Source organism: Buchnera aphidicola (Pentalonia nigronervosa) (genome assembly GCA_014622685.1).
Taxonomy (GTDB): domain Bacteria; phylum Pseudomonadota; class Gammaproteobacteria; order Enterobacterales; family Enterobacteriaceae; genus Buchnera; species Buchnera aphidicola_BD.
Genome location: CP061275.1, coordinates 153,346 through 170,023, shown reverse-complemented (window position 1 = coordinate 170,023; position 16,678 = coordinate 153,346). Strand labels below are relative to the sequence as shown.

Below are 16,678 nucleotides of genomic sequence, written 5' to 3'. Positions count from 1 at the left end.
ATTTTTGAATTCAAAATTTTTGTCATATTTAATTTTTAATTAAATAGGTTGGTATGCAGTAATAATATTTCCATTTAATTGTCCGCATGCTGCATTTATATCTTGTCCTCTATTTTTTCGAATAGTTGTTACAAATCCCTTACTTCGTAAAATATTTGCAAATGTATTAATTTGTTTTTCTTTGCTGCATATAAAAGATGCATTTTTAAAAAAATTCCAAGGTATTAAATTAATCTTGCTGGGTATTTCGGATAAAATATTTGCTAATTGTCTCGCATGTTCATTGGAATCATTAATACCGTGCAACATAACATATTCTATTGTTATGCCTCCATAATTAGCATTTGAATTTTTTAAATATTTTTTAATTGCTATTAAAATAGATTTAATGTTATATTTTTTATTAATTGGCATGATTTGATTTCTAATACAATCATTCGGAGCATGTAAAGACAGTGCTAAAGAAATATCAATTTTTTTACTTAATACTTTTAATGCTGGAACAATACCAGACGTTGACACAGTAATTTTTCGCTTTGATAGACCAAAACCATATTGATCTAAAATTATATTTAGTGCAGGAATAAGATTATTTAAGTTTAACAAAGGTTCTCCCATTCCCATAAAAACAATATTTGTAATTTTACGATACGTTTTTTTTTTATTTAATCTTTTCATTGCTTGTAAAATCTGAGCTATAATCTCAAAAACATATAAATTTCTTTTAAAACCCATTTTCCCAGTTGCGCAAAAAGTACATTTTAATACGCATCCTATTTGTGAAGAAACACAAAGCGTAGCGCGTGTTTTTTCAGGTATATAAACTGTTTCTATTTTATTATTATTCAGAGACATAATCCATTTTATAGTTCCATCACAGGATATTTTTTCTTCTGTAAACGATGGTGCAAAAATATAGGATCGTTCATGCAGTATTTTTTTAAGCTCATTACTGATGTTGGACATATCATTAAAATCATCGCAATGATATTTATACATCCATTGCATAATTTGTTCTGCAATAAAACTTTTTTGTTTAAGAGTAGTAAGAAATAATCGTAGTTTTTGACGATTTAAATTTAATAAATTAATCTTAGGGCTAGAGATATTTAATGTATTCATAATACTTTCCATTAAAATTTTTTAAATCATTAGTATAAAATATTTTATTATCAATTAAGTGTTTTTTGATACGGCACTAAAAGATTGTTTTTGTAAATAGAAGTTATTCTATGTAGTTTTTATATAACTATTTATTAAGAATGTTAAATTCTTTTAAATTGTGATACTATTTAAATATGTTCGACATTGTTAAGGAAATTTAATGCACCCCATGTTAAATATTGCTATTCGTGCAGTACGAAAAGGAGGTAATTTTGTAATACAAAACTATGATACACAAAAGTTTTTTAAAGACGATATTCAGAAACAACAAATTTTTATTAAAAATATTATAAAAAAAACATATAAAATTATTAGTGAAATTATTCATAAAGTGTATCCTAATCATATAATTTTAAATAAAGATATAGATCATATTTCAAAAAATATTAAAAATCCAATTTGGATAATTAATGAATTAGATGGAAAAAAAAATTTTGTTAATAAATTTCCACATTTTTGTATCTCTATTGCTGTAATTGTACGAAATAGTGTAGAGGTATCCGCGATATATGATCCTGTAAGAAATGATTTATTTACCGCAACAAAAGGACAGGGATCACAATTGAATGGTTATCGAGCTAGATGCAGTAATACAAATACATTGTCTGCAGCAATAATAGCTGCTAATTTACCCAATGATATCAATCATAAATCATTATTTTATCTTGAAATATATAAAAAATTTATGTTACATGGAATTTCTTTTAGATGTACCGGATCTTCTATTCTCGATTTAGCATATGTTGCATCAGGTAAAATAGATTGCTGTTTTTACTATAATTTAAATGCTATCAATTTTATTTCAGGTAAATTGCAAGTTCAAGAATCAGGTTGTTTGATCAGTAATCTTAAAAAAGAACATCAAAATATTAATTACAATGCTATTAATTTAATAAGTAATCCAAAATTTATTAGATTGATCACTGACAGTTTAAAAAAAATTAATAATTAAAAATTCTTGTTATTAAAAAATATAAATTTTACAAAACAAATGTATATTTTCAAGTATTAGAATATTAAAAAATAAATATTTATTTTTTTAATCACACTGCTATTTTTATTAATTATATGAACATCAGTTTTTTTTAAATCATGTCATCATTGTATTCAAAAATAAAATAATATATTAGTATTCAAGCATCTCTTTATTTTCGTTTTTTACGCATAAAATTTATAAAATTAAAAAAATATTTTATATAAAATTTTCCTAGAAAATATTAGGTTTGTGCACTGTATACATTTCAAAAAACTGAAACATAAATAAAAGTAATTCTGTATTTTAATACAGGATATCGTCTATTTTTTTAATAACAATTTTTGTATAATTTGTTTTTTTAACAACATGATATATTTGTTATTTCAACCTCTGCATATTTGTAAAACATTTTGACTTATATATTTGAAAAAATATTTTTTTAATTTTTGATAGTTTAATTTTTCTTTAAAATAATAACTATTTTTTCGTTATGTTTTGTCATGAATGACATTTTTATTTAAATTTTTTAAAAATGTATATATAATATTTTTTTATTTTTTTAAAATATAAACATACCTTAAAATTATTATGATGATAAAAAATAATAAATTTTGTTCACAGAGATTTAGTGTCTTTGTTTTAATTCATTTTCAAAAATAATAATGTATGATCTAAAAAATGTTTTTAGATGTTATTATAACGTATTTTTTATTATTAAATATGTTTAAATCAATAATTTATCACATAATGTTAATTTTATAAAATATGTTGTTTATATGTATTATACAAATTTTTAGTTAATCAAATTATTCACAATATATTTTGTATTATTAACACATATATTCTAAATTAGAATCATGAATTTAATATTTTTATGCAAATTATACCTAAAAATAAGAAATAATTTACTTTTCTCGGCAATTTTTGAAGTTTTGTGCAATTAAAATATTGCTTTTACATGAGCATTTTACTTTTTATTTCAGATCATTTTTCGGTATTAAAGTTAAAAAAATTCCAAAAAATAATGGTATTATTAACCATAATTGATGAAATAAAATAGTATTTTGATAAATATAATTTTCTAAATATGCAGATATAAATGGAAAAACTAAAAAAACAATAGAAGCATAAAAAGTACTAATTTTTTTTTGCAAATAAAAATACGATAAAATTCCAAATACTCCAGAAAAATCTCCAAGGTATAATAAAGCTAAAATAGACTTATCAGAAAAGTTGTTAAAGTGAGGATGCTCTATAAAAAAAGATATGATAGATAAACATATTCCAGATATTAAGGACGGTAATGCATTGAAAGTAATTGCTGAAATATTAAGACATCTATTTTCACACTCAGAATAAATCATCGCATGACTAAATAAAGCTAAAAGTAAAGATAAAATACCCTGCCATTGAAAAAAACGTTCTGATTCTAATTCGATTAATAAAATAATAAATAGTGTAATTAAAGATACCATTACACCAATTTTTTGTATTAACAACATTTTTTTTTTAAGATAAAAATATGACACAGTTAAAACTGCTACGGGCATGTTTGCAAAAATAATAGAACTAACAAATGAACTTACATAAATTCCGCCGTACAACATTAAAGTAAATGGTATAGAAAAATAGAAAATAGAAATAATCAACTGAAACCATCTTTGACCATATGGAAATAGCAGTGGTGTATTTTTAAAATAAGCAAACGCAATTAATATAGGAGAAGATATTAAAAAACGTATTCCAGTCGCAAAAAATGGAGGAATTGTTTCTATTGCAATTTTCATAGCAATCCATGTCGTTCCCCAAGTAAAAGATATAAAACAAAATAATAACAATATTATTATCCTATTCATATTCAAATCCTCTATATGCATGAAAATATATCATGAAATAATCATTTCTCTTGTTTTAATAAATAAAATTTGCATTGAGCTATTTATGTCAATAAATTATTATTAAAATTTATTAAAAAATTAATATTAATATGTTTTTATATTCAGAAAATAAAGAGTATTTTTTAGTAAAAAATTCTTTTAAGGTAACATATGAAAAAAATTTTAGAGAAAATCGATAAATTACAATTTTTAAACCAAAATGAAAGTTACCAATTATTTAAATTTATAACTTCTAGAGAATTAAAACGGTCGTTTTTAGAATCAATATTAATTAAAATGCATAAACGTGGTGAATCCATAGACGAAATAATAGGAGCAATACACTTTTTTTCAGAAAATATGCAATTTTTTCCAAGTCCTAACTATATTTTTTCTGATATCGTTGGAACGGGTGGAGATCTTAAAAATACTATAAATGTTTCAACTGCAAGCTCTTTTGTAGCATCTGCATGCGGATTTAAAATTATTAAACATTGTAATCAAGGTATATCAAGTACATGTGGATCTGCTGACCTTTTAAAAAAATTTAATATTGATTTAAACGTTTCTGCAAACGCTTCCCGTCAATGTTTAGAAAAACTAAATATTTGTTTTTTATTTGCTCCTAAATATCATCATGGCTTTCAAAATGTAAATGTTGTTCGTAAATTTTTAAAAATTCGAACAATCTTTAATATATTAGGTCCTTTTCTTAATCCAGCTAAACCGTCTATAATTTTAATAGGTGTATATAATAAAAATTTTATGATTCCAGCAATTGAGATTTTAAAACAGTTAAAATATAAACGTGCTATAGTTGTACATGGTAACAACACTGATGAAGTCGTGTTATGGGGAAAAACGTATGTTTCTGAATTAAATAATAGTAATATTGTTTCATATAAGTTAACACCAGAAGATTTTGGTCTTAAAAATTATACCAATCCTATTTTTTTTCAATCTTCACCAGAACAAAATTATTCTATTATAAAAAATGTTATGCAAGGACAAGGTAGTGCGTTTTATGAAGAATTAATCGCAGTGAATGTTGCAATGTTATTAAAATTATTCGGAGAACATGATTTAAAAAAAAATACACAGCTAGCATTAAACAAAATTCGTAGTGGAGATGTTTATCAACACATTATAAATGTTTCGCATGCATTGAAAGAAAAAAAATATGAATAAAACAAAACTTACAAAGATTATATCAGATAAATATAATTGGATTGTATATCAAAAAAAAAAGAAACCGTTAGTTACTTTTCTAAATAAAATAACAATAAATACTCGTAATTTTGATCACGCTTTAAATAAAAAAAAACTTGGTTTAATTTTAGAATGTAAAAGATCTTCTCCATCTTTAGGCGAAATCAGAAAAGATTTTAATTTGATTGAAATTTCTAATGTATATAAAAAATATGCTTCTGTAATTTCTGTTGTTACAGATGAAAAATATTTTTGGGGGAATTTAAAATTTATTAAAATAGTTCGCAAAAATGTTCCTCAACCAATTTTGTGCAAAGACTTTTTTATTGATGCATATCAAATTTATTTAGCTCGATACTACCAAGCAGACGCAATTTTATTAATGTTATCTATTTTAGATGATCAACAGTATGCACAATTTGTTAAAATTGCAAAAAAATTAAATATGGGTGTTTTAACTGAAGTAAGTAATCAAGAGGAAGTGAAACGTGCTCTTAAATTGAATGCGAAAATTATTGGCATTAATAATCGTAATCTGCATGATTTATCTATTGATTTAAATAAAACTTGCTTATTATCTAGATTAATTCCAAATAATATAACTATTATTAGCGAATCCGGAATAAAAAAATATCGTCAAATTAAACAATTAAAAAAATTTGTACATGGTTTTTTAATTGGATCTTATTTAATGTCTAAAAAAAATTTAGAAACAGCTATTCGATCTGTAATATTTGGAAAAAATAAAATTTGTGGATTGACTCGTTCTATTGATATTGAAATTGCCGAAAAATACGGTTTTATTTACGGCGGATTAATTTTTGTACATAATTCCCCGCGAAATATTACACATAAACAAGCAAAAAATATTCTTATAAATAAAAAATTAAAATATGTTGGCGTGTTTCAAAATGAAAATATTAAAATTATTGCAAACATTGCTGAAACGTTATCTTTACATGCAATACAGTTACATGGATTAGAAGATCAAAAATATATTAATATTTTAAGAAGAATATTACCTGCACAAATCAAAATTTGGAAAGTTTATTCCATTACATCTACATTTCCAAATATGAATTATATTAATGTCAATAAATATGTGTTTGATGCTTGTAAAACAAAAAATCGCACACCTTTTGATTGGTCAATTTTACACCATAAAATCCTAGATAATGTTATTTTAGCAGGTGGAATTGATTCAAAAAATTGTATTTTAGCTTCTCAACTGAACTGTTCAGGATTAGATTTAAATTCTGGTGTAGAAAAATTCCCGGGCGTGAAAGACGAGAATAAAATTAAATTAATTTTGAATCAATTAAAATATTCTTAATTTTTTAAATGCATTATAGGAAATAATTTATATGGGTTTACTTAATCCTTATTTCGGTGATTTTGGAGGCATGTACGTACCTCAAATCTTAATGCCTGCTTTATATGAGTTAGAAGAACATTTTGTATCTTCAAAAAATGATCCTATATTCAAGAAAAAATTTTTTGATTTGTTAAAAAATTATGCTGGACGACCAACACCGCTAACACTGTGTAAAAATATAACTAAAAATACAAAAACACGTATCTATCTTAAGCGAGAAGATTTATTACATGGCGGAGCACACAAAACAAATCAAGTTTTAGGACAAGCATTATTAGCTGTAAAAATGAAAAAACAAAAAGTTATCGCTGAAACAGGAGCTGGTCAACACGGTGTAGCTGTAGCAATTGCTTGTGCATTATTGAATCTAAAATGTAAAATTTATATGGGTGAAAAAGATATTAAAAGACAACACCCTAATGTTTTTCGCATGCAATTAATGGGAGCAAACGTGATATCTGTAAATAGTGGATCAGGAACGTTAAAAGATGCATGTAACGAAGCCTTGAGAGATTGGTCAGGTAATTACAAAACCACTCACTATATGATTGGAACAGCAGCCGGTCCTCACCCATATCCTACCATTGTACGCGAATTTCAAAGCATGATCGGTCAGGAAGCAAAAAAGCAGATTTTAACACAAGAAAATAGATTACCAGATTCGGTTATTGCATGTGTTGGTGGAGGATCTAATGCAATTGGCATTTTTCATGATTTTATTAAAGATCGAAAGGTAGATTTAATTGGTGTAGAACCAGGCGGTCATGGTATCAATACAAAACAACATGGTGCGCCATTAAGTCGGGGTAAAACCGGAATTTATTTTGGTATGAAGTCATACTTGATACAAAATCAGGAAGGCCAAATTCAAGAATCTTGGTCTATTTCTGCTGGCTTAGATTTTCCATCTGTTGGGCCTGAACATGCATGGTTAAAAAAAACTAATCGCGCTAAATACGTCTCAGTAACTGATAAAGAAGCTATATCTGCTTTTAAAATATTATGTAAAAAAGAGGGAATTATTCCTGCATTAGAATCTTCACATGCGTTAGCATATGCATTAAAATTAATGAAAAATCATCCTCAAAAAAAACAAATTTTTTTAGTTAATCTTTCTGGAAGAGGTGATAAAGATATTTTTACAATACATGATATTTTAAAAAATAAGGAAAAACACGATGGATCGATATCAGAAAATATTTAAGCAATTGTTGTTAAAAAAAGAAGGTTGTTTTGTACCTTTTGTAGTAATAGGTGATCCATCTATAGAGATATCATTAAGAATTATAGAAACGTTAATAGTAAACGGCGCAGATGCTGTAGAAATTGGTATTCCATTTTCAGATCCATTAGCTGATGGACCTACTGTACAACGCGCAAATTTGCGTGCTTTATCAAACCAAAATACACTTGCATCGTATTTTACAGCATTAAAAACAATTAGAAAAAGATTTCCTGACATACCTATTGGCATTCTAACATATGCTAACATTATATACAGCCAGGGCATTAATAATTTTTACTTACAGTGTTATAATTCTAATCTTGATTCTATATTAATTGCAGATGCGCCTATCGAAGAATCAGATATTTTTTATCAAACTGCAAATAAATATAAATTAAATTCTATTTTTGTATGTCCTCCGGATGCTAATGACGTTTTTTTGCATAAGCTTTCCTTATATGCAAAAGGCTATATTTATTTGTTATCACACCCTGGCACAACTGGAGTAAAAAATGATACCAAATGTTTACCTAAAGATTTTATAAAAAAAATAAAAAAATATAATTTTATTCCATTATTACAAGGTTTTGGTATTTCTAACACCCGACAAATAAAAAAAATATTGTCTTCAGGGGTATCTGGAGTCATATGTGGATCGGTAATTATAAACATAATTGAACATTATTTAAACAAGGAAAAAAAAATGATTAATGAAATAAAGAATTGTTCCATCATTCTAAAAAATGCTACAAAATGGCATAGTTAGTATTTAAATTTTTACACATACTAAATTGTACTTGTTTTAATATAGTTAATTCGTAGTCTTCAGTATAAATGGTTCTATATTTTAAGAAATATGCTACTCTAAAATAATATGTATAATTTTATATTAATATATAATGTTTCAAAGGAGTATATATGTCTATTACGATAAACGCACTACGTCATGATACATATTATTTTTTTTTAAAACAAATAAAAAACATTCTATTTATATCTTTAGCGATCGCTTGTATCAATATAACAATTGATACATTTATTCAGCCAGATGTACATATTATGTCTATAATAGAAGAAAAAAATTTTATTAATTCTAATTCTTTATTGGATTTAATAAATAATATGAATCAAGCAGAAAAATACGAATTGTTTAAATATTCGATATTAAAGATTATTATGTTATTAATAAGTAAAACATTGCTATTAGGTGGAATTATTACTTTAATTCTATCTTCATTAGAAAAAAGAAACAAACCAATTACTTTTTTAGTATATTTTTTATACAAATTTATACCAAGTATATTTATTTTAAATTGTTTGACTGCTATTATAATTCAATTAGGTTTTATGTTTTTAATTATTCCTGGGATTTTGCTATCAATATTGTTATCTTTATCACCTATTATATTTTCATTCAAAAAACATGGATTAATAGATTCAATGTGTTCTAGTGTATACATTTCTTGGAAATACATAAATATTATAGGTCCAAGTATATTGTTTTGGATGATTGGAAGATTTTTTTTAACAATTATTTTTTCTAATTTTTGTTTTTTTAACAAAAACATTATTTTTTTTATTTTAAATATAAGTACAAATATGCTATTTTCTTTTCTAATTGTATATTTGTTTCGCTTTTATATGCTTATTTCGCGTACTTAAAAATAATAAAGACATTTGGGTTTTTCATATGAAACACATATTAAATATTTTACCAATGTTAATTTTTTTTATATTTTACAAATATTATAATATTTTTGTTGCAACAGGATTGTTAATTTTTATATCAGGTTTAATATGTTTGTATGATTGGATTATTAATGATTTAGTAGACAAAATTAATTTATTTAGTTTTATTACTGTTTTTATATTCGGTATTTTAACAATATTTTTTCATGATAGTCAGTTTATAAAATGGAAAATTACAATAATTTATTTTATATTTTCTATAGCATTATTTACCAGTCAATATTTTACAAAAAAACCCATAATACAAAGATTTTTAGATACTAAAATAAAACTTTCTGATATAGATTGGTATAAAATAAACTTTTTTTGGGGATTATTTTTCTTATTGTGCAGTATTTTAAATACTTATATAATGTTTTTCTTTTCAGAAAGGGTATGGGTTAATTTTAAAGTATTTGGTTTTTCGATTTTGACGTTTTTATTAATACTAATAACAAGCATATATATAAATTTCAAAATTCAAAAAAAATAAATACATCATATATTATATTCAACAAAATAAGTGAAAAGTTAATTATGTCAAAAAAAAAAATTTCCCCAGGGAGAAATTGTATTAAAAATTTTAACCATGTCTGAAAATATTAACTCAAATGGCCATATATTCGGTGGCTGGGTTACATCTCAAATAGATATGGGAGGTGCAATTTTAGCAAAAGAAATATCTGGCGAAAAGGTAGTTACTGCACAAATAAAAAAAATTATTTTCTTAAAATCTATAGCTGTTGGCGATCTTTTTATTTGTTATGCTCATTCTACTAAAATTGGAAAAAGTTCAATTACAATAAAAATTGAAGTATGGATTAAAACATTGAGATCTAAACCATCAGGGAAATTTTATCTTGCAGCAGAAGCAATTGTAATTTATGTTGCTGTTGATTCAACAGGAAAACCTCGTGAACTATTACCTATGAGTATTATTTAAAAAATAATAACAAATGAAAGTACTATATAACCAGAAATTTATTCAAGAAAATCAAAAATTAATAATTGATTATTAAACAATAAAATATGAACTATATTTTCATTAATTTTAAACCACATGAAAATTTTAGTAATAACATATAAATAAGAATATTGTATATTGAAAAATAATTTAATTTTTCGTATAAATAGTATATGACGGCTTTATATTCAATATTTTATTTTTTATATATAAAAATAATATTGCTAAAGTATAATTAAAAATCTCTATTAATATATGTTTGAAAAATTGTATTATTTATAAAACATCCTATTTTTGATATTTTACACATAAAATTTATATTTTTTTAAAATATAAAATATTTCGTAAAATATTAAAAAAAAATTTTAAAAATTGCAATAGGACTTTCAACGGATGAACATTTTTCATTACATGATTAAATATATTATATTTTTAATATATTGGTTTTTGATTTTTCGTATTACTATTCAAATTTTAATTAAACGTCGTAGTATATCTACTTCAACGTCTTGGATTTTAACTATTTATTTTGTTCCTGTTTTTGGTTTTTTATCTTGGTTTTTTTTTGGTGAATTATATTTAGAGGAACAACACAAAAAAATCGCAAACAAAATTTGGTCTACATCAAATATATGGCTGTCTAAATTAAAGTCTTGTAAAGATATTTTTCAAAAACATAACAGCGTAGTAGCTACAGCTGTTTTCCAGCTCTGTAAAAATCGACAGGGTTTGCTCGGTATTAAAAGTAATAATCTTAAATTATTAACAAATACTCAAGAAATTATGACTATCTTAATACGCGATATAAATTTAGCACAAAAAAATATTGAAATGGTATTTTATATTTGGAAACCAGGCGGTATAGCGGATGATGTTGCGATGGCATTGATTGCATCAGCTAAACGGGGCATATACTGTCGATTAATGCTTGATTCTGCTGGCAGTTCTGAGTTTTTTCGTAGTCCTTGGGTAAAAATTATGAGAAAATCTGGTATTGAAGTTGTAGAATCTTTGAAGATTAGTTTATTATGTCTTATTTCAAGACGTATCGATATAAGACAACATAGAAAAATCGTTTTGATTGACAACTATATTACATATTCTGGAAGCATGAATTTAGTAGATCCTTGTTTATTTAAACAATATTTAGGAATTGGTCAATGGGTTGATTTAGTTACAAGAGTTGAAGGCCCTATAGCCATTGCTATTGGTATTATATATTCATGTGATTGGGAAATTGAAACAGGTCGTAAAATTTTACCAAATTTACCGGATATTAAAATAGAAAAACATCAATTTTATCAAAATACAAGTATTCAAGTCATTGCTTCTGGTCCAGGTTTTCCTGAAAACGTGATTCAACAAGTATTATTAACTGCGATTTATTCTGCTCGTAATGAGATAACAATAACCACTCCCTATTTAGTACCTAGTGACGATCTGTTGCAAGCAATCTGTATAGCATCTCAAAGAGGCGTCACAGTCAATATTATCATTCCCTTGTATTATGACTCTATCTTAGTAAAATGGGCCAGTAGAGTTTTTTTTACCGAACTATTAGATGCAGGTGTAAAAATTTATCAATTTAAAAATGGAGTGTTACATAGCAAAAGTATATTAATAGATCAAGAATTAAGTTTAATTGGAACTGTAAACTTAGACATGAGAAGTCTGTGGTTAAATTTTGAAATTACTTTAGTTATTGATGATAAAAATATTGGAAAAAAATTAGACTATATACAACATCAATACATTTCCAATTCGAAGTTATTAGACAAAAAACATTGGATAATGCGATCACTATGGAAAAAAATATTAGAAAAAATATTCTATTTTCTCAGTCCATTATTATGAATAATAGATTTTTGTATTTTTTATAAAAAAGATGTTTTTTCTATTTATATCCAGATAAAAAAATGTTTTTTTATATAAATGTTTACATTTTTATTTATATAGATCGAAACAAATATAAAAATTTATCTATAATTTTTAATTATAAAATATTATAAACATTGATGTGTAAATTAAATGTTTATTTTGAATGACATTAAAACTATGAAATCTATAAAAATAGATCTAATTATTCAAATTAGTAATTTTATAATTAATAATACAGTTACTATATAAATAGTATTTTAAGTTTTTTTAATAAAACACCATTGTACAATCAAATAATATTTTTTATAAATATTATTTTACATTAAATAATAAATGTCCCATTTTTTTAGCTTTAGTTTTTAAATAACTAGTATTTTTAGAATTTTTTTTTGCAATAAGGGGCACTCTTTCAACAATATTCACTCCGGAATTTCTAAGCATTTTGATTTTAAATGGATTATTTGTTAATAATCGAATTTTTTTTACACGTAATATTTTGAATATATCTGCACATAAGGAAAAATCTCTTTCATCAGCAGAAAAACCTAGTTTTTGATTTGCTTCAACTGTATCTAAACCTTGGTCTTGTAAAGAATAAGCCTTGATTTTGTTAAGTAATCCAATGTTTCTACCTTCTTGTCTATGATATATTAATATACCACTACCTTCTTTAGCAATTCGTTTCATTGCCATTTCCAATTGAATACCACAGTCACAGCGTAAACTAAATAATGCATCCCCTGTTAAGCATTCTGAATGTACTCTAGATAAAACAGGATGTTCTGTTTCTACATTCCCATATACTAAAGCAATATGGTTTTTTCCACTCTTATTCTCTTCAAAACCAAATATCAAAAAATCACCCCAACGTGTTGGTAAAATCGATTTATCTATTTTGGTTAATTGCATATATTCTCCAAGGTCAAATTTAATATGTTTAAAACTAATAATACATTATTTTTATTACATACTATAAATTATAATCAATCAATTAAAAATAAAAAATAATTTTCAATTTAAAAATCACTGCATAGATTTTATAATTAAATCTAATTTTTTAATTGGATCTATAGACATTGTAATTGATCTACCAAGAACTATATAATCTATTTTGTATTTTTTCGCTTTCTTAGGCGAAATAACGTTTTTCTGATCATATAATTTATCTTCTATGTCTCTAATTCCTGGAGTAATAATTTTATATTTTTTTCCAAGTAAACATTTTATTTTTTTTGCTTCTCGACCTGGACATACAATACCATCTAAACCGCAATCTTTAGACAACCTTGATAAAATAAAAATATACTCAGATAATGACATATGAATACCTATTTCCCTTAATCCGTTTTCTGTTAAACTAGTTAATGCAGTTATAGCAATTAATAAAGGTGCGTTTTTAAAAGATTGTAATGCTTTTTTTGCAGACATTAGCATTTCTCTTCCTCCAGAAGCATGCACGCTTAACATCCATACACCTAAATCTGCTACTGCTTTCGTAGCATTAAATACAGTATTGGGAATATCATGAAACTTTAAATCCAGAAATACATTAAATCCTAATTGATGCAATTCTTTTACAAATTTCACACCTAAAATAGTAAACATTTCTTTTCCAATTTTTAAATAAAAAATAGATGGATTAAGTAATCTTACTAATTTCATAGCTGATTTTTTATTACAAAAATCCAGTGCAATAATAATTTTTGGTATATTTAAAAAATTAGGATGTAACACACCGCACCTCTAGTATATAATATATTAATGCAAACTATTTTTTCAGTCTATTTTTCATATAAAATTTAACAATTATACATAATATTATACAATATTTGTAACTATCAATTCATTTCAAATTATTATTTGAATTCACTTTTTAAAAGATATGCAAGATTGAACACTCGCGTGATATGACGAACGTACAAAAGGACCACAAAAAGCATTGACAAATCCAATAGACAACGCTTCTTCTTTTAAATGCTGAAACTCTAAAGGCGGTATATATCGTTGAACTGGAAGATGATGAATACTAGGTTGAAGATATTGTCCAATAGTTAACAACGTAACTCCACTAGAATAAAGATTTTTCATGACCTCAATAATTTCTAAATCAGTTTCACCAATCCCTAACATTAAACCTGATTTAGTTGGAATATGAAAAAACTTATTTTTAAAAGATTCTAGTAAAAATAATGATTTTTTATAATTTGCACCAGGTCGAATCTGTTTGTATAATCGGGGTACGCTTTCAATATTATGATTGAATACATCTGGTAATGATGATGCAAAAATTGATAATACTAATTTTATTCTTCCTCGAAAATCAGGAACTAATATTTCAATTTTAATCGTTTTTGTTTTATCTCGAATGGCTTTTATACAATTAGCAAAATGTTTTGCACCGCCGTCATATAAATCATCGCGAACTACTGATGTAATAACTACATAATTAATATTTAAATCATATACTGTATTAGATAATTTTTCTGGTTCATGAATATTTACTGAATCTGGTCTACCATGAGATACTGCGCAAAATGGACAATTTCGTGTGCATTTTGAACCAAGGATCATAAATGTTACGGTACCATTATTAAAACATTCAAATAAATTTGGGCATTTTGCTTCTTCACAAACAGAATGTAAATTGTTTTTTCTTAAGATACATTTCATATCTCTTATGCGAAACGTATCAGTTGGTATTTTTACTTTCAACCAATCTGGTTTTTCTAGCTTATTTATTGAATGTAATATTCTTTTAGTTGGAATGACATGTGGTGTTATTTTTCTTAAAAAAAAATCTTGATTTTTTTTCATTAAATTTATCGTCTTCATTAAAAATAAAAATTAATAATGTATATTACTAAACATAAAAGTTTATAGATGTTTATTATTGATAAAATGTACAGTACATTTTTTATATTATCTTTTTAAAGATACTTATATTATTAGCGCGATAAAACATTTACAAAGGTTGCGTCGAAAAACTTAGATAAATTTTGAATTAACACTTTTCTTACATCTTTTATTTGAATGTTTGGATAAAAATTTTGTATTTGTGTCATTTGGATATTTTTATCTCCACATGGATAAATATAACTAAACGGTGTTAAATCCATGTTAACATTTAATGCTAAACCATGTAATGTTGAACCATTTTGCACTCTTAATCCTAAAGAGCATATTTTTTTTTTGTTCACGTATACACCAGGTAATAAATTTTTAATATAAGAATGCAGAGAAAATTTTTTTAATGTTTCTACAACTATTATTTGCATAATTTTAATTAAAGTACGAATCGAGATCTTTCGACGCCTAATATCAATCAAAAAATATAATATTTGTTGCCCAGGTCCATGGTACGTAATTTGACCTCCTCTATTAGTTTTTACAATTGGAATCATATTAGAAAATATCATATTTTTTTGTGTTTGCGATTGTCCTTGAGTAAAAATTGGATAATGCTCAACAAACCAAATTTCATCAAATGTATGTAAATTACGTAATGTTACAAAATCATTCATTTTGACAAAAGTAGTAAACCAATTTTCTAATCCTAAATTACGAAAGTAAATTATCTTGTTATTCAAAATATATCCAATTTTTCATATAAATATATAAAAAAATTAATATGTCAGTCCTGGAAAAATTGATCTTAAACTTGTATTAATCAATTCTATTCCTAACGATATGAGCAGCAAACCCATAATTCTTGTGATTATATTAATACCTGTTTTTCCTAAAATTTTAACTACACATGGAGCGACTTGAAAACATGTCCAACACAAAAATGAAAATAAAAAAATTACTATACTACATCCAAATAAGTTTATCCAAGATGGATAATAAGTACTCCAAACAATAGTTGAACTGATAGCTCCAGGTCCAGCAATAAGAGGCATAGCCAACGGAACTACACTAATATTATTTAACGATTCTTGTTTTTGAGTATCTTGTTTTGTTTTAACCGAATTTATAAATTGTCCACTAATCATTTTAAAAGCAAGACTAACAATTAGTATTCCACCAGCAATACGAAAAGAATCAATTGATATTCCAAAAACACTTAAAATATGTTTTCCAAAAAATAAAGATATGAACAAAATCAATGCTACAGACATATTTGTTGTCAAGTTTGTTTTTTCTCTTTCTATAATAGACTGATTGTTTGTCATAGTTGTAAAAATAGGAATCATGCCAATTGGATTCACTAACGCACATAAACTAACAAAGAATTTTATATATATAGATAAATCAAAAATTGAAATATTCATATTATACTCCT

At 24.9% G+C, this 16,678-nt stretch carries 16 protein-coding genes; 9 read left to right on the top strand and 7 right to left on the bottom strand.

What is annotated here, in order from left to right; translation table 11 throughout:
• Positions 1–39 precede the first annotated feature (39 nt).
• Positions 40–1,134: a 23S rRNA (adenine(2503)-C(2))-methyltransferase RlmN gene (gene rlmN / locus ICW73_00705; protein QNS01978.1), complete on the bottom strand. Its 1,095-nt coding sequence runs from the start codon at positions 1,132–1,134 to the stop codon at positions 40–42.
• A 190-nt stretch (positions 1,135–1,324) separates the two neighbouring features.
• Here rlmN and ICW73_00700 point away from each other — a divergent pair, with 190 nt between their 5' ends.
• The gene (locus ICW73_00700; protein QNS01977.1) at positions 1,325–2,116 is read left to right on the top strand and encodes an inositol monophosphatase; all 792 of its coding nucleotides are present in this window, start codon (positions 1,325–1,327) and stop codon (positions 2,114–2,116) included.
• A 998-nt stretch (positions 2,117–3,114) separates the two neighbouring features.
• On the opposite strand, the gene ICW73_00695 is transcribed toward ICW73_00700, so the two are convergent.
• Positions 3,115–3,996, bottom strand: a complete 882-nt coding sequence (locus ICW73_00695) for a DMT family transporter (GenBank protein ID QNS01976.1) — start codon at positions 3,994–3,996, stop codon at positions 3,115–3,117.
• A 192-nt stretch (positions 3,997–4,188) separates the two neighbouring features.
• Between ICW73_00695 and trpD the strand changes: the two genes are divergently transcribed.
• The 8 genes from trpD (at position 4,189) to cls (ending at position 12,372) form a co-directional block, all read left to right on the top strand.
• The gene (gene trpD, locus ICW73_00690) at positions 4,189–5,205 is read left to right on the top strand and encodes an anthranilate phosphoribosyltransferase (protein ID QNS01975.1); all 1,017 of its coding nucleotides are present in this window, start codon (positions 4,189–4,191) and stop codon (positions 5,203–5,205) included.
• Complete coding sequence (trpCF, locus tag ICW73_00685; GenBank protein ID QNS01974.1) at positions 5,198–6,559, top strand: bifunctional indole-3-glycerol-phosphate synthase TrpC/phosphoribosylanthranilate isomerase TrpF; 1,362 nt, start codon at positions 5,198–5,200, stop codon at positions 6,557–6,559. Before trpD ends, trpCF begins: the two co-directional genes overlap by 8 nt.
• Positions 6,560–6,590: 31 nt before the next feature.
• The gene (gene trpB / locus ICW73_00680; GenBank protein QNS01973.1) at positions 6,591–7,805 is read left to right on the top strand and encodes a tryptophan synthase subunit beta; all 1,215 of its coding nucleotides are present in this window, start codon (positions 6,591–6,593) and stop codon (positions 7,803–7,805) included.
• The gene (gene trpA / locus ICW73_00675) at positions 7,780–8,592 is read left to right on the top strand and encodes a tryptophan synthase subunit alpha (GenBank protein ID QNS01972.1); all 813 of its coding nucleotides are present in this window, start codon (positions 7,780–7,782) and stop codon (positions 8,590–8,592) included. The genes trpB and trpA overlap by 26 nt, the downstream gene beginning before the upstream one ends.
• 152 nt (positions 8,593–8,744) lie before the next feature.
• Positions 8,745–9,488 carry a UPF0259 family protein gene (locus ICW73_00670; protein ID QNS01971.1) on the top strand — a complete coding sequence of 248 codons (744 nt, stop codon included), beginning with the start codon at positions 8,745–8,747 and terminating at the stop codon, positions 9,486–9,488.
• A 28-nt stretch (positions 9,489–9,516) separates the two neighbouring features.
• Positions 9,517–10,047, top strand: coding sequence for a septation protein A (locus ICW73_00665; protein ID QNS01970.1), 531 nt, complete (start codon positions 9,517–9,519; stop codon positions 10,045–10,047).
• A 75-nt stretch (positions 10,048–10,122) separates the two neighbouring features.
• The gene (locus ICW73_00660; protein QNS02091.1) at positions 10,123–10,497 is read left to right on the top strand and encodes an acyl-CoA esterase; all 375 of its coding nucleotides are present in this window, start codon (positions 10,123–10,125) and stop codon (positions 10,495–10,497) included.
• Positions 10,498–10,911: 414 nt separating this feature from the next.
• Entirely contained in the window at positions 10,912–12,372 is a 1,461-nt protein-coding gene (gene cls, locus ICW73_00655; GenBank protein ID QNS01969.1) for a cardiolipin synthase, read from the top strand.
• 336 nt (positions 12,373–12,708) lie between these two features.
• On the opposite strand, the gene ribA is transcribed toward cls, so the two are convergent.
• The 5 genes from ribA to ICW73_00630 form a co-directional block, all read right to left on the bottom strand.
• Complete coding sequence (gene ribA, locus ICW73_00650) at positions 12,709–13,305, bottom strand: GTP cyclohydrolase II (GenBank protein QNS01968.1); 597 nt, start codon at positions 13,303–13,305, stop codon at positions 12,709–12,711.
• Positions 13,306–13,419: 114 nt separating this feature from the next.
• A complete protein-coding gene (pyrF, locus tag ICW73_00645; protein QNS01967.1) occupies positions 13,420–14,130 on the bottom strand; it encodes an orotidine-5'-phosphate decarboxylase in 711 nt (236 codons plus the stop codon).
• Between the two features lie 132 nt (positions 14,131–14,262).
• The gene (gene lipA / locus ICW73_00640; GenBank protein ID QNS01966.1) at positions 14,263–15,210 is read right to left on the bottom strand and encodes a lipoyl synthase; all 948 of its coding nucleotides are present in this window, start codon (positions 15,208–15,210) and stop codon (positions 14,263–14,265) included.
• Positions 15,211–15,341: 131 nt separating this feature from the next.
• Complete coding sequence (gene lipB, locus ICW73_00635; GenBank protein QNS01965.1) at positions 15,342–15,983, bottom strand: lipoyl(octanoyl) transferase LipB; 642 nt, start codon at positions 15,981–15,983, stop codon at positions 15,342–15,344.
• Positions 15,984–16,019: 36 nt separating this feature from the next.
• On the bottom strand, positions 16,020–16,667 hold the full coding sequence (locus ICW73_00630; GenBank protein ID QNS01964.1) for a YchE family NAAT transporter: 648 nt from the start codon (positions 16,665–16,667) through the stop codon (positions 16,020–16,022).
• Positions 16,668–16,678 lie beyond the last annotated feature (11 nt).